Origin of the sequence: Tundrisphaera macrotermitis (genome assembly GCF_051175315.1) — a bacterium.
In the GTDB taxonomy this organism is placed as follows: Bacteria; Planctomycetota; Planctomycetia; order Isosphaerales; family Isosphaeraceae; genus Tundrisphaera.
Window position 1 is genome coordinate 4,957,309 of sequence record NZ_CP195100.1, and the last position, 12,699, is coordinate 4,970,007.

General features: G+C 69.3%; 13 protein-coding genes. 8 read left to right on the plus strand and 5 right to left on the minus strand.

What is annotated here, in order from left to right:
- Positions 1 to 2: 2 nt before the first annotated feature.
- Both TA3x_RS20050 and TA3x_RS20055 read right to left on the minus strand, forming a co-directional pair.
- A complete protein-coding gene (locus TA3x_RS20050) occupies positions 3 to 1,052 on the minus strand; it encodes a dihydrodipicolinate synthase family protein (RefSeq protein WP_435016444.1) in 1,050 nt (349 codons plus the stop codon).
- 15 nt (positions 1,053 to 1,067) lie between these two features.
- Positions 1,068 to 2,108, minus strand: a complete 1,041-nt coding sequence (locus TA3x_RS20055) for an NAD-dependent epimerase/dehydratase family protein (protein ID WP_435016445.1) — start codon at positions 2,106 to 2,108, stop codon at positions 1,068 to 1,070.
- A gap of 166 nt (positions 2,109 to 2,274) precedes the next feature.
- Here TA3x_RS20055 and TA3x_RS20060 point away from each other — a divergent pair, with 166 nt between their 5' ends.
- The 4 genes from TA3x_RS20060 to TA3x_RS20075 all read left to right on the plus strand — a co-directional run bounded on the left by TA3x_RS20060 (position 2,275) and on the right by TA3x_RS20075 (position 7,134).
- Positions 2,275 to 4,656 carry a PSD1 and planctomycete cytochrome C domain-containing protein gene (locus tag TA3x_RS20060; protein WP_435016446.1) on the plus strand — a complete coding sequence of 794 codons (2,382 nt, stop codon included), beginning with the start codon at positions 2,275 to 2,277 and terminating at the stop codon, positions 4,654 to 4,656.
- 18 nt (positions 4,657 to 4,674) lie between these two features.
- Positions 4,675 to 6,021, plus strand: coding sequence for a DUF1501 domain-containing protein (locus TA3x_RS20065; RefSeq protein ID WP_435016447.1), 1,347 nt, complete (start codon positions 4,675 to 4,677; stop codon positions 6,019 to 6,021).
- A gap of 137 nt (positions 6,022 to 6,158) precedes the next feature.
- Positions 6,159 to 6,620, plus strand: coding sequence for an SMI1/KNR4 family protein (locus TA3x_RS20070; protein ID WP_435016448.1), 462 nt, complete (start codon positions 6,159 to 6,161; stop codon positions 6,618 to 6,620).
- Positions 6,621 to 6,903: 283 nt separating this feature from the next.
- Positions 6,904 to 7,134, plus strand: coding sequence for a hypothetical protein (locus TA3x_RS20075; RefSeq protein WP_435016449.1), 231 nt, complete (start codon positions 6,904 to 6,906; stop codon positions 7,132 to 7,134).
- A gap of 222 nt (positions 7,135 to 7,356) precedes the next feature.
- On the opposite strand, the gene TA3x_RS20080 is transcribed toward TA3x_RS20075, so the two are convergent.
- Positions 7,357 to 7,836 (minus strand): VOC family protein, encoded by a 480-nt coding sequence (locus TA3x_RS20080; RefSeq protein WP_435016450.1) that lies wholly within the window; start codon positions 7,834 to 7,836, stop codon positions 7,357 to 7,359.
- 401 nt (positions 7,837 to 8,237) lie between these two features.
- Here TA3x_RS20080 and TA3x_RS20085 point away from each other — a divergent pair, with 401 nt between their 5' ends.
- Positions 8,238 to 8,471, plus strand: coding sequence for a hypothetical protein (locus TA3x_RS20085; RefSeq protein WP_435016451.1), 234 nt, complete (start codon positions 8,238 to 8,240; stop codon positions 8,469 to 8,471).
- 78 nt (positions 8,472 to 8,549) lie between these two features.
- On the opposite strand, the gene TA3x_RS20090 is transcribed toward TA3x_RS20085, so the two are convergent.
- Both TA3x_RS20090 and TA3x_RS20095 read right to left on the minus strand, forming a co-directional pair.
- A complete protein-coding gene (locus TA3x_RS20090; protein WP_435016452.1) occupies positions 8,550 to 8,969 on the minus strand; it encodes a hypothetical protein in 420 nt (139 codons plus the stop codon).
- A 144-nt stretch (positions 8,970 to 9,113) separates the two neighbouring features.
- Positions 9,114 to 9,566, minus strand: a complete 453-nt coding sequence (locus tag TA3x_RS20095) for a hypothetical protein (protein ID WP_435016453.1) — start codon at positions 9,564 to 9,566, stop codon at positions 9,114 to 9,116.
- Between the two features lie 183 nt (positions 9,567 to 9,749).
- Here TA3x_RS20095 and TA3x_RS20100 point away from each other — a divergent pair, with 183 nt between their 5' ends.
- The 3 genes from TA3x_RS20100 (at position 9,750) to TA3x_RS20110 (ending at position 12,645) form a co-directional block, all read left to right on the plus strand.
- On the plus strand, positions 9,750 to 10,574 hold the full coding sequence (locus tag TA3x_RS20100; RefSeq protein WP_435016454.1) for a sugar phosphate isomerase/epimerase family protein: 825 nt from the start codon (positions 9,750 to 9,752) through the stop codon (positions 10,572 to 10,574).
- A 54-nt stretch (positions 10,575 to 10,628) separates the two neighbouring features.
- The gene (locus TA3x_RS20105; RefSeq protein ID WP_435016455.1) at positions 10,629 to 11,579 is read left to right on the plus strand and encodes a sugar phosphate isomerase/epimerase family protein; all 951 of its coding nucleotides are present in this window, start codon (positions 10,629 to 10,631) and stop codon (positions 11,577 to 11,579) included.
- A 106-nt stretch (positions 11,580 to 11,685) separates the two neighbouring features.
- On the plus strand, positions 11,686 to 12,645 hold the full coding sequence (locus tag TA3x_RS20110; protein ID WP_435016456.1) for a glycosyltransferase family 2 protein: 960 nt from the start codon (positions 11,686 to 11,688) through the stop codon (positions 12,643 to 12,645).
- Positions 12,646 to 12,699: the final 54 nt, after the last annotated feature.

Here is a 12,699-nt window from a genome sequence, read left to right on the forward strand (position 1 = left end):
GCTCAACCCCCGAGCCACGCGTCGCGATGCTCGGCCACGAAGGCGTCATCGTTGAGGTGCGGATAGGCCCGGTAGACCCGGTCGATCTCCTCGGCCTGCCCGGGGCTCAGGCCCTCGGCCGGGTCGAGGCACCAGATCCCCTCCAGCAACCCCTGGCGGCGCAACACCTCGTGCAAGCCGGCGATGCAGCCGGCGAAGCCGTTCGCCGCGTCGAAGAAGGCCGCGTTGCAGTCCGTGACTTCCGCCGCCCTCCGCAGCATCTCGGCCGGGATGTCCGATCCCGACTCGGCCAGGCTCCGGCATTCGTCGAGCAACGCGACGGCCCGGCGGGTCCACACCGACCAGTGGCCCAGCAGGCCGCCGACGATCCGCCGGGCGGGCTCGCCGAAGGGGAAAGGCGTCAGCAGGTCGGCCACGATGGCGTCGTCGTTGCCGGTATAGAGGGCGATGTCGTCCCGGCCCGACTCCGCCACGGCGCGGACGACGTCCAGGGTCTTGTAGCGGTCGAACGGGGCGATCTTGATCGCCACCACCCCCGGGATCTCCGCGAACTCCCTCCAGAATCGATAGGACAAGGGCGGCCCGCCCACCGCTCTCTGGAGGTAGAAGCCGACCACGGGGATGACTTCCGCGACCGCCCGGCAGTGGTCCAGTAGGCGTTCATCCGATTGCCCGTCCAGGGCCGCCAGGCTGAGCAGGCCGGCATGATAGCCGAGGTCGCGGGCCGTCCCGGCCTCGGCCACCGCCTGGCGGGTCGGCCCGCAGACGCCGGCGACCCGGATCAGCCGTTCCTGGCGATGGCGGTCGGCCCGGCCCATCTCCTCGGCGGCGAGCCTCAAGATGGGCTCGAACAGGCCGTGCTTCGGGTCGCGGATGGCGAACTGGGTGGTGTGGACGGCCACCGCCAGCCCGCCCGCGCCGGCCGCCGCATAGTAGCGGCACAGGGCCCGCTGCCGCCGCTCATCGAGCTTGCGACCGGCGGTGAGGGCCAGTGGCACCGCGGGAAGGGCCAGGCCCCGGTGTAGGGCAAAGCTGATGTCGGGCGGGATCATGGGGGCGGATCCTGTTCAGAACTGTCCGTCGCGGACCTCGAAGTGGGTGGGCTTGTCCAGCGACGGGCCGCCGCGCCGGACCCAGTCGGCGATCCAGCCGATCATCCGATCGGCGTCGACCCGGGGCGGGCCGAACAGCGAGATCGCCTTCCCGGCGTCGCTCAGGAGGGCGTCGGCCGCCTCGGTCCCCCGGAAGATCGGCTCGCGACCGATCAATGATCCGAACCGTCGGGCGACCTCGCGCACGCCCAGGTTTTCCGGGCCGGTCACGTTCAGGACCAGCGGCGGCGACTCCGCGTGCTCCAGCGCCCGGAGGACCATCGCGTTGGCGTCCGCCTGCCAGATCGCGTTGAGGCGGCCCATCGCCAGCCCGATCGGCTCGCCCGCCGCCACGGCGCGGGCCAGGTCGACCAGCACCCCATAGCGCATCTCGGTCGCGTAGTTGAGCCGGATCAGGGCGACCGGGATGCCGAGCGAGCGGCTGAAATGCTCGAAGATCCGCTCCCGCCCCAGGCAGCTCATGGCGTACTCGCCGCGAGGGTCGGGCCGGTCGGTTTCCCGCGATCCCGGGCCGTCGGCCGGGGACAGGCCGTAGACGTTGCCGGTGGACAGGGCCACGATCCGCGACCGGCGGAACTTCCGGCAGACCTGGCCGGGCAGGAAGGTGTTGATGGCCCAGGTCATCGCCTCCTGGCCGGTGGTGCCGAACTTCATCCCGGCCAGGTAGATGACGTTGGGCATCTCCGGCAGGGCCTGGATCTGGTCCGGGTCGAGCAGGTCGCAACGGATCGCCTCGACGCCGTGGGCCTCCAGCCGGGCGGCCTGGTCCCCCGAGCCGAACCGGGCCACGCCCACGATCCGCCGCGACACCCCCGCCAGGTCGGAGGCTCGCCGGGCCTGCCGCGCCAGGGTCGGCCCCATCTTGCCGGAGACGCCCAGGATCAGGATGTCCCCCCGGATCCGGGCCATCGCCTCGACCAGCCCCGGGGCCGGCTCGCTGAGCAGGTCTTCGAGGTGTTCGACGTCCCGGATCGATTCGACGGCGTTCGAACTCATGGCAACTCCCCCGGCCGGTCGGCTTTGAGGTTGCCAGTAGACGGCCCGGATATGATAAAATCAATGGATCGCCTCGACCTTCCCGGGTCCGGGCCGGGCCATCCCTCTCGGCCCTCCCCACCCGACGTCCAGAGCCCGCCGGCCGACCCTCGTCGAACGGAGCCCGATGCGACCCTCAAGCGTAATCCTCGCGTGCTCGTGTGCGCTCGCCCTGATGGCGTCCCGATCCGGGGCGGCCGAGGGGCCGGGGCACGAGTTCTTCGAGACCAAGATTCGACCCGTGCTGGTCGAGAAGTGCTACCAGTGCCACGCCGCCGGACCCAAGAAGGCCAAGGGCGGGCTTTTGCTCGATAGCTCGGCCGGCATCCGCGCCGGGGGCGACTCCGGCATGGCCGTGGTCGCCGGCCACGTCGACGACAGCCTGCTGGTCGAGGCCATCGCCCACGGCGACGGCGTCTCCCCGATGCCCCCCGACAGCAAGTTGCCCGACCGCGTGGTCGACGACTTCCGCGCCTGGATCGCCGGCGGGGCCCCCATGCCCGACCACGGCGCGACCGCCGGGGACATCAAGCCCCAGAAGGGGATCGACCTCGCCGAGGGCCGCCGCTTCTGGTCGTTCCTCCCGGCCGTCGAGCAGGCGTTGCCCAACGTCTCCGACCCCGCCTGGACCCGGAACCGGATCGACCGCTTCGTCCTCAAGAAACTGGACGACAAGGGGATGCGGCCGACCGCCGAGGCCGACCGCCGGACCCTGATCCGCCGCGTCACGTTCGACCTGACCGGCCTGCCCCCCACGCCCGAGGAGGCGGACGCCTTCGCGGCCGACGCCGACCCGGCCGCGTATGAGAAGCTGGTCGACCGCCTGCTCGCCTCGCCCCGATACGGCGAGCGCTGGGGCCGGCTCTGGCTCGACGTGGCCCGGTATGCCGAGGACAACCCGACCGGCGAGGCGACCTGCAAGCCGCCCCGCAACCCGCACACCTACCGCGACTGGGTCATCAAGGCGATCAACGACGACCTCCCCTACGACGAGTTCGTCCGCCGCCAGCTGGCCGCCGACCTGATGCCCGGCCTGCCCCGGTCCGAGGTCGCCGCCACCGGCTTCCTCGGCCTCGCCCCGGTCTACCACAAGGAACCGAAGCTGTCGGCCGAGGTGATCGGCACGATCATCGCCGACGAGTGGGACGAGAAGGTCGACACGGTCTCGCGCGGGATCCTCGGCCTGACCGTGGCCTGCGCCCGCTGCCACGACCACAAGTTCGACCCGATCGCCGCGGCCGACTACTACGCCCTCGCCGGGGTCATGGCCAGCACCCAGATGGTCGAGCGCCCGTTGGCCGAGGCCGACCCCGCCGTCGTCGAGGCCCTGGCCAACCACCGCGACCGCCAGGTCCACCTGGAACTGAAGCGGGGCTTCCTCCAGGAGCAGAAGAAGGGGGCCGAGCGCGACAAGACGGACCCATCCGGGTTCGCCCGCCAGCTGGATGAGGTCGAGAAGGAACTCAAGGCCCTCAAGGATGCCCCCAAGTTCGACGGCCCGACCGCCCCGGCCGTGCGCGACGCCGGCCTCTGGGTCGACGGCTCGGACCCGTCCTGGACCGCGATCGACTATCGCCCCGGCCAGCCCCGCGACCTCCCTTTGTTCGTCCGGGGCAGCATCAGCAACCCCGGGCCGATCGTCCCCCGGCGGTTCCTGTCGGTCCTCTCCCCGGGCGACCCCGCCCCGTTCGGCTCCGAGGACAGCGGCCGGCTCGACCTCGCCGACCGGATCTTCGGCGACGCCGCGTCGCTCGCGGCCCGGGTGATCGTCAACCGGGTCTGGGGCTGGCACTTCGGCACCGGGATCGTCTCCACGCCCAGCAACTTCGGCAAGCTGGGCGACGCCCCGACCCACCCCGAACTGCTGGACGACCTCGCCGCCCGGTTCATCGCGTCGGGCTGGTCGCTCAAGTGGCTCCACCGCGAGATCGTCGCCTCGGCCACCTATCGCCATGGGAGCAAGGTCGACGCGGCGACCGTCGCGGCCGACCCGGGCAACCGCTGGCTCGGCCGGGGCCACCGCCGCCGCCTGGACGTCGAGTCCTGGCACGACGCGATCCTCCAGGCGACGGGGATGCTCGACACCACCATGGGCGGGCCGTCGGACAGCCTCGACCGCTCGATCTCCTATCGCCGGGCGGTCTACGGCAAGGTCAGCCGCCAGCGCCAGGCCGACCTCCTCAAACTGTTCGACTTCCCCGACCCGACCCGCCACGGCGAAAGCCGCGACCAGACGACCACGCCGTTGCAGCAGTTGTACTTCCTCAACAGCCCGTTCCTGCTGTCCCAGGCCGACGCCCTCGCCGGCAAGGCCCTGGACGGGGACCGGACCGCCGAGGACCGCGTCCGCTTCCTGTATCGCCGGATCCTGCTCCGCACGCCCAACGAGGCCGAACTCGGCCGCTCGGTGGCGTTCGTCGAGGAGAACGGCGGCGTCCCGGATCGCCGGGCGTGGGAGCTGCTGACGCAGGTCCTGCTGATCGGCAATGAAGCCTTGTTCGTCGACTGACCCGGAGCGGACCTCGCCATGACTCCTCCCAACCGTCGTCATTTCCTCCGGACCCTGTCGGCCGGCGTGGGCGGGCTGGGCCTGGCCAGCTTCCTCCACGCCGACGGCGTGCTGGGGGCGGACGGGTCGATCCCGGCGCCGCACTTCCCGGCCAAGGCCAGGCGGGTGATCCTCCTGTTCATGGGGGGCGGGCCGTCGCACCTGGACATGCTCGACCCCAAGCCGATGATCCAGCAGTACGCCGGGCAGAGGCCCGACGGCGTGGCCCTGCGCACCGAGCGCGTGACCGGCGGGCTCCTGCCGTCGCCGTTCGCCTTCGAGAAGTGCGGGGAAAGCGGCATCGAGGTCAGCGAGCTTTTGCCGCACCTGAAGCAACGGGTCGACGACCTGTGCGTCCTCCGGGGCGTCCACGGCAGCAACCCCAACCACGGCCCGGCGACCAACTTCATGATCTCGGGGCGGATCGACATGGTCCACCCCACGATCGGCTCGTGGGTCTCCTACGGCCTGGGGACCGAGAACCGGAGCCTGCCCAGCTTCATCTCCCTGGGCAACTACTTCAACGTGGCCCGCAACGGCTACCTGCCCGGCCAGCACCAGGGGACCCCGGTCGACGTCGGCCAGGACAGCCCGGACAAGATGATCCGCCACCTCCGCAACCCGCGGATCGACCGCGACCGCCAGGCCCGCCAGCTCGACCTCCTCCGCGCCATGAACGCCGACCACCTCGCCGAGCGCCCCGAGGACGCCCTGCTGGAGGCCCGCGTCCAGGCGATGGAGACCGCCTTCCGGATGCAGGCCGCCGCCCCCGAGGTGTTCGACATCCGCAAGGAGTCGGCCGAGACCCGCAAGCTCTACGGCGAGGGCCGGTTCGCCGACACCTGCCTGCTGGCCCGCCGCCTCTCCGAGAACGGGGTCCGGTTCGTCCAGGTGGTCAACTCGGGCTGGGACCACCACGACAAGATCAACAAGAACATCCGCGAGAAGTGCAAGGAGATCGACCAGCCGATCGCCGGCCTGATCGCCGACCTCAAGGCCCGGGGGATGCTCGAAGACACCCTGGTGATCTGGGGCGGCGAGTTCGGCCGGACCCCGGTTTCCGAGGGGGGCGACGGCCGCGACCACAACCCGTTCGGCTTCACGATGTGGATGGCCGGCGGCGGGGTCAAGGCGGGCCACGTCCACGGCGCCACCGACGACTTCGGCTTCCGCTCGGTCGACGGCCGCGTCGGCGTCCACGACCTCCACGCCACGATCCTCCACCTCCTCGGCCTCGACCACGAACGCCTCACCTACCGCTACTCCGGCCGCGACTTCCGCCTCACCGACGTCGAGGGCACCATCGTCCGCGACATCCTGGCCTGATCCGGGCTTCATCTTGTAGCTGGCTTCTTCGAGGCAGGCCGGTGTGCAGTCGGCCCGTACAGGTCTTCGCAGGCTTCGGCGATACAGGCCGCCATCAGCGAGGGTCCCACTCTCAGGCCAGTTCGGATCCTGGATTAATGATCATCAATGATGTCCTGGACAAAGAGGCGTTCGGCTTCCTCGAGTCGCTCCCCGCGGAATGGGGGGCGACCGAGGAGGAACTCCGCGAGGTCGAGGATCAACTTGGCGTTCGCCTCCCCGCTCCTCTCCGGGAGCTGATGCTCCGCACCGGTCGCGGGATGCATATGCGATGGCTCTTCTCGGACGACTCGATCCCGCCTCTGGGTCGGCTCGTCGGCTTGCAGGACTTGGCCGTCGAGATCATCGAAGGTGAGCCGCTTCCGTTGCGCCCGACATTCCCGTTCGTGACGCTCGATGTTTCCGATGGGGGTGGGTTTGCATTCGCCCGAGCCGGGCACTCCGAGGATGACGCCGAAGTCTTTTGGTATCAGGAGTTGCATGGTTTCGATTGCGGTGCGGGCTGCTCTCTGAGGCGGACCATCGTCGAGGCCGTGTGGCGGGTCTTGCATCGCGTCTAACCTGATCAGCTAAGGATCGTCCGGGCTTGTTGAGTGGCGCAGGTTCTGCTGTCGACCGACCGCCTCGAAGTGAGCGGCTCGTATTTCTCTCCGCACCCCGGCCCGGCCTCGATCCCCGCGGGCCCGGTCGGCCGTATCTGCAAATCGGAGTGACCCCGACGCCGTAGCGGGAACCTCGTGAATTCCCGCTCAGGGAGACATGACCCGTCCAATATCAGACGGGAAGACGCCGAATGTCCCGAGAAGCGTGATTCCACAAACTCAGAGGCGGAGGATTCGCCCGATGTCCCGAACCGCGGAAATCGATGACCTGGCGGCGGGAGAGGTCGGCCGCAAGCCGGACCTGCCCTGCCATCTTTGCGGTGGCCGAGACTACTCGTGGGGCGATCTCTACGCCGCCGGCCTCAACTTCATCCCCGATAGTGCCCCCCGACTGACCAGGATCCTCCGGATCGGCAACAAGCTGAGGGGCCGGCGGTGCGAGTCCTGCGGCAACGTCCAGATGTTTGCGTGATCCTCAGCCCCCGGACGGACCCAATCTCATGCCTCGGGTGGGTCGCTTCGAGAAAGAGAAAACGAACCCATCGCCAGGGTTCGGGCCGGTTTGCCGTCGTGGGTGGGCGTCCGCGTGTCGTAACCGACCTGCTGAGTGTCGATCGTGTCGGTCTCCGGGCGGGTGGCTTTGGTTGTCTTGCCAATCAAAACCACCCGGTCGCGAGGATATGCTTTGACGCCATCAGCCCCGGCGGGCCGCCTCGATCGCGGCGATGTCGATCTTCACCATGTTCATCATGGCTTCCATGGCCCGCTTCGCGGCGGCGCGATCCGGGTCGGTCGTCGCTTCGAGCAGGACGCGGGGCGTGATCTGCCAGGAGAAGCCCCAGCGATCCCGGCACCAGCCGCAGGCGTTCTCCGCGCCGCCGTTGCCGACGATGGCGTCCCAATAGCGGTCGGTCTCCTCCTGGGTCTCGGTCACGACCATGAAGCTGACCGCCATGCTCGGCTGGAAGTCCGGCCGGCCGTTCAGCCCGACATAGGGCCGGCCGAGGATGGTGAACTCGACGATGAGATCCTCCCCCTCCTTCGCCGACGGGTTGTCCACGATGGAGGGGTGGGCCTTCCCGACGCGGCTGTCGGGGAACACGCTCGCGTAGAACTCGGCCGCCTCGCGGGCCTGACCTTGTTCGAACCACAGGCAGGTGATCATCTTGTCCATATCCAGTCCCCTTGCAATCCGTTGGCGATCCCGACATCGCGGGCGATGGCCGTGCCCGGGATCCGGGCCGGCCGGGCGCATCCGCCCCCATCGGTCGGGCGACGTCCACCCGTCCGAGGAATAACGAACCCAACGGCGGTCCCACGCCGACCGCGATGCGGGGCGGCGCCGGACGAAGGCCGATGGATCGCGTTGGTCGCTTCCATGCATCTCATCGGCCGAATGACCTGTCCGCTTGAACAGGAATCCATCGCCGATCGCCAGGATGGCGTGGGCCATGAATCGGTGCGGGATCGCGTGAATTCCTGTCCGGGAGCCTGGCCCGCCCAATATTCGATGCCAAGGTCCCGAATGCCCGAAGAAGTGACACTCCACAAAACCAGAGCCGGGGGGATCGACCGATGTCCAGGACCGGGGTCATCAACGAGTTCGCGGCGGCGGACGAGGTGGGCGGCAAGCCCGAAATGCCCTGCCATCTTTGCGGCGACCGGGATTATGCCTGGGGCGACATCTACGCTAACGGCATCAACTTCATCCCCGAAGATGACCCGTGGTGGTCCAAGATCCTCCGGCACGGCAGGAAGCTCCGGGCTCGCCGCTGCGAGTCCTGCGGCAACGTCCAGCTGTTCGCCTGAACCCGGGAGCCATACGAAACGAACCCAACAATGCGGCCTGAGTTCGGCCGAACAATCGACCCACAAGAGAGTTCCGACTCAACGGTCGATGCCGCGGAGGCTCAGGTCCCAGCTCTTGCCGTCGTGGGTCGCCGTCCCGGTGTAGTAGCCTGGGTTTTGCATGTCGATCGTGAAGGTCCCCGGGAACTTGCTCTTGTCGTTGAAGGTGACCTTCGCGGCCCTCTTGCCCGCGTTCTCGGTCTTGCCGATCGTTTCCCCCGTCTCCGGGTCGTAGAGGGTCAGGTTGGTCGCCCGGTATTTGAAGGTGATCTCCTTGCCCTCGCGGGTCGTCGCCCGGAACTTCCAGAGGGCGCCGTCGATGGTGTCCTTGGTGTCCTTCTTGAGCACCGCCCTCTTCTTCTTCTGGAGGGGCTCGGCGTGGCCGGGCGTGGCCCCGCCCGGCAGGAAGCTCATCAGGAGGACGGCACACACCGACGCCAGGATCGCGATCCGCCGCATGGTTCCGCTCCGATCTCCGGGCCGCGCGCTTCGTGACCCGCCCCGGGCTGGGGCGGTCTGGCCGGCCGATGCATCGGTCAGAATGGCAGATGCGCATCTCAATGGCAAGTCGATCCAACCCGGATCTCCGGGTCGGCCGGGGGCTTACTTGGCCGGGGCGGGCGCGGGGGCGGTGACGGGGCCGATCGGGCGGCGGATCGGCTTGTTGAGCGTCCGCGTCGCGGTGGTCTCGGCGGGCTTGGGGGCCAGCATGCTGTCGACGGCCAGGGTGGCCAGGCCGGTGAGGATCAGCATCGCGGGCAGGCCGATGCCGGCGGCGTGCCAGGGCTGGAACCGGAAGATCAGGGTGAAGACGGCGAACCAGACGATCGCCTGGAGGGTGGTCCAGATGATCTCGTCGGTGAACATCGTGAGGAAGTTGGTCCTCGTCCAGGTCAGCAGGCCCGCCAGGATCGCCGTCCCCACGCCGATCTTCAGCCCCAGGGCCGGGGTCGACTCGTCGTACAGGTAGTTCTGGCCGTACTCGGTGATGATGTAGCAGGCCGCGAACAGGATCAGGTAGTTGACCAAAAACGGCCAGAGGAGCGTGGCCAGCATGGGGGCACCGGGGCGATGGGAGGTTCGGGGGAGATCGGGGCCGCGAGCCCCCGCATCGTAACCGGAGGGGCCCGCTTTGGCCACCGGCCGCTGGCGGTTTCCCCGGACGGTGGTAGGATGGCGATCCCGATCCCTCGCGATCTCACCGAGCCTCCCCAGCGTCCGCGAACCGAGACGAGTCCCATGATCCGCATCAGCGCCTTCGCCGACGAGATCGCCGCCGACCCGGTCGAGCAGATCGACGTCCTGGCCCGGCACGGCATCCGTCACATCGAATTCCGCTCGATCCACGGCATCAACGTCCTCGACCTCGACCGCTCCCAGCACGAGGCGTTCCGGTCGCTGCTGAAGGAGCGCGGCGTCGGCCTCAGCGCCATCGGCTCGCCGATCGGCAAGATCAAGGCGAACGAGCCGTTCGAGCCCCACCTGGAGCGGTTCAACATCGCCCTCGATCTGGCCGACTTCTACGAGACGCCCCGGATCCGGATCTTCTCCTACTACATCCCGGCCGGCGACGAGCCCTCCGCCCACCGCGACGAGGTGGTCCGCCGGATGGCCGAGAAGGCCCGCATCGCCGCCGACCGGGGCATCACCCTGCTCCTGGAGAACGAGAAGGGGATCTACGGCGACACCGCCGACCGGGTCCTCGACTTGCTCCGCGCCGTGGACTCCCCGGCTTTGTCGCACGCGTTCGACTCGGCCAACTACCTGGAGGTGGGGCAGGAGATCGACGAGGCGTGGGACCTGCTCCGGCCCCGGACGACCCACATCCACGTCAAGGACTTCGACACCAAGACCCACAAGAACGTCCCGGCCGGGGAAGGGCAGGGGCAGATCCCCCGGATCATCGCCGAGGCGGTGTCCGACGGCTTCGACGGCTTCTGCACGCTGGAACCCCACCTGATCGTCGCCGCCCAGAGCCACGGCTTCACCGGCCCCGAGCGGTTCGGCGACGCGGCGCGGGCCCTCCAGGACGCCCTGGACCGCAAGGGCATTGCCTACGCCTGACCGCCCATCGAAGATGGCCCGATCCCCTCGCACAACCCCCGGAGAGAACGACCCATGCGCATCAATTCGATGAACCGCCGCGATGCCCTCCGCCTGGCCGTGGCCGGCGCCGCCCCGCTCGTCCTGGGCTCGCGGTTCGCCCTCGGCGCCGAGAAGTCCGGCCAGCCGGCCGCCGGCAAGATCGGCGACTTCAAGATCTCGCTGGCCGAGTGGTCGCTCCACAAGGCCCTGCAGAAGAAGGAGATCGACAACCTCGACTTCCCCAAGATCGCCCGCGAGCAGTATGGCGTCGACGGCGTCGAGTTCGTCAACCAGTTCTTCAAGGACAAGGCCCGCGACGAGGCCTATCTCAAGGACCTCAGCACCCGCGCCAAGGACCACGGCGTGGCCTGCGTCCTGATCATGATCGACGGCGAAGGGGACCTGAGCGCCGCCGACAAGGCCGCCCGCGACAAGGCGGTCGAGAACCACAAGAAGTGGGTCGACGCCGCCGCCGCCCTGGGCTGCCACGCCATCCGGGTCAACACCGGGTCCAACTACAGCGCCACCAAGCTCGACACGATCGTCGAGAGCTGCTCGAAGCTGACCGAATACGGCGACTCCAAGAAGATCCACATCATCTGCGAGAACCACGGCGGGCCGTCCAGCGACCCCGACGCGCTGGTCGCCCTGATGAAGGGGGTGGGCAAGCCCGGGTTCGGCACCCTGCCCGACTTCGGCAACTTCCCCAAGAACAAGCAGGGCGCCTACACGATCGACGTGTATGACGCGATCGCCCGCCTGATGCCCTACGCCAAGGGCGTGTCGGCCAAGAGCTACGACTTCGGCTCCGACGGCCGCGAGACCAAGCTCGACTTCGCTCGGATCATGAAGATCGTCACCGACGCCGGCTACAACGGCTTCGTCGGGATCGAGTACGAGGGGAGCCGCCTCACCGAGCCGGAGGGGATCAAGGCCACCAAGAAGCTCCTCGAAAGCCTCCGGGGCGCCGCATACACCGGCTGATGGCCGCCACGGCCCGGCGGTCGGGGTTGACCCGCCCGCCGGGTTGGCCGTATGGTACGCCCCGATCCCGGCCAGGCGGGCCGGGGCGAACCGAGGGACGGACCCCGTGGCCGGCGACCCGAAACCTGGCAAGACCCGAATCCTGGTCCTCCACTACAACGGGCTGGACCTGCTCCGGGAGTGCCTGCCGTCGGTGGTCGAGGCCGCCCGGCGCTCGCCGGTCCCCTGCCCGGTGACGGTGGTCGACAACGGCTCGACCGACGGGTCGCTGGACTACCTGGCCCGCGACTGGCCAGGCATCGGGGTGATCCGGGAGCCGAACCGGGGCCTGGCGTCGTTCAACGCGGTGCTCGCGCGGATCGACGAGCCGGCCGTGCTGCTGCTCAACAACGACGTGAAGCTCGACCCCGACGCCGTCGGCCCCCTGCTGGCCGCGCTCGACGCCCACCCGGATGCCCTGTTCGCGGCCCCCCAGTGCTGGACCTTCGACGGGTCCGAATACGAGGGGATGCGGACGATGGTCCGCTCGCGGTTCGGGCTGGTCCAGGGGATGAGCCGGGTGCCGGGCCACGAGCGATGGGTCGATCGCCCCGACCTGACCGCCGCCGCCGGGCCGGTCCTGGCCGTGGACCGGGTGCGGTTCCTGGCCCTGGGCGGGTACGACCCGATCTTCTTCCCCGGCCGGATCGAGGACCTGGACCTCGGTTTCCGGGGCTGGATGGCCGGCTGGACCGGCCGCTACGTCCCCGAGGCGCTGGCCTACCATCGCGGCTTCGGCTCGTTCGGCCCGGCCTTCGGGCAAAAGGGCTGCGACCGACTGGCGGCCCGGAATACGCTGATCTTCGCCTGGAAGAACCTCACGGGACCGAGGCTCCTGGCCCACCTCCTCTGGCTGCCGGCCCGGCTGTTGTTCGCCCTGGCGGCGTGGCGGGTGGAGTTCCTGCTGGCCTTCGCCGAGGCCCTGGCGCGGCTCGGGGCGGTGACCCGGGCGCGGCGGGCGTTGCTGGCGGGGGAGGCCGGGTGGCTGGGCCGCCAGGAAGCTTTCTTCCGACGCTTTCGCTGGTGAGCCGAGGACGACCGACCGGGCCACGCGGCCCGCGACCGGCGCAAGGAGGCGCCC

What these genes read in the sequence shown, in the direction of transcription:
- TA3x_RS20050 (WP_435016444.1), bottom strand. Translation starts at nt 1,052, where the DNA reads ATGATCCCGCCCGACATCAGCTTTGCCCTACACCGGGGCCTGGCCCTT.
- TA3x_RS20055 (WP_435016445.1), bottom strand. Translation starts at nt 2,108, where the DNA reads ATGAGTTCGAACGCCGTCGAATCGATCCGGGACGTCGAACACCTCGAA.
- TA3x_RS20060 (WP_435016446.1), top strand. Translation starts at nt 2,275, where the DNA reads ATGCGACCCTCAAGCGTAATCCTCGCGTGCTCGTGTGCGCTCGCCCTG.
- TA3x_RS20065 (WP_435016447.1), top strand. Translation starts at nt 4,675, where the DNA reads ATGACTCCTCCCAACCGTCGTCATTTCCTCCGGACCCTGTCGGCCGGC.
- TA3x_RS20070 (WP_435016448.1), top strand. Translation starts at nt 6,159, where the DNA reads ATGATCATCAATGATGTCCTGGACAAAGAGGCGTTCGGCTTCCTCGAG.
- TA3x_RS20075 (WP_435016449.1), top strand. Translation starts at nt 6,904, where the DNA reads ATGTCCCGAACCGCGGAAATCGATGACCTGGCGGCGGGAGAGGTCGGC.
- TA3x_RS20080 (WP_435016450.1), bottom strand. Translation starts at nt 7,836, where the DNA reads ATGGACAAGATGATCACCTGCCTGTGGTTCGAACAAGGTCAGGCCCGC.
- TA3x_RS20085 (WP_435016451.1), top strand. Translation starts at nt 8,238, where the DNA reads ATGTCCAGGACCGGGGTCATCAACGAGTTCGCGGCGGCGGACGAGGTG.
- TA3x_RS20090 (WP_435016452.1), bottom strand. Translation starts at nt 8,969, where the DNA reads ATGCGGCGGATCGCGATCCTGGCGTCGGTGTGTGCCGTCCTCCTGATG.
- TA3x_RS20095 (WP_435016453.1), bottom strand. Translation starts at nt 9,566, where the DNA reads ATGCTGGCCACGCTCCTCTGGCCGTTTTTGGTCAACTACCTGATCCTG.
- TA3x_RS20100 (WP_435016454.1), top strand. Translation starts at nt 9,750, where the DNA reads ATGATCCGCATCAGCGCCTTCGCCGACGAGATCGCCGCCGACCCGGTC.
- TA3x_RS20105 (WP_435016455.1), top strand. Translation starts at nt 10,629, where the DNA reads ATGCGCATCAATTCGATGAACCGCCGCGATGCCCTCCGCCTGGCCGTG.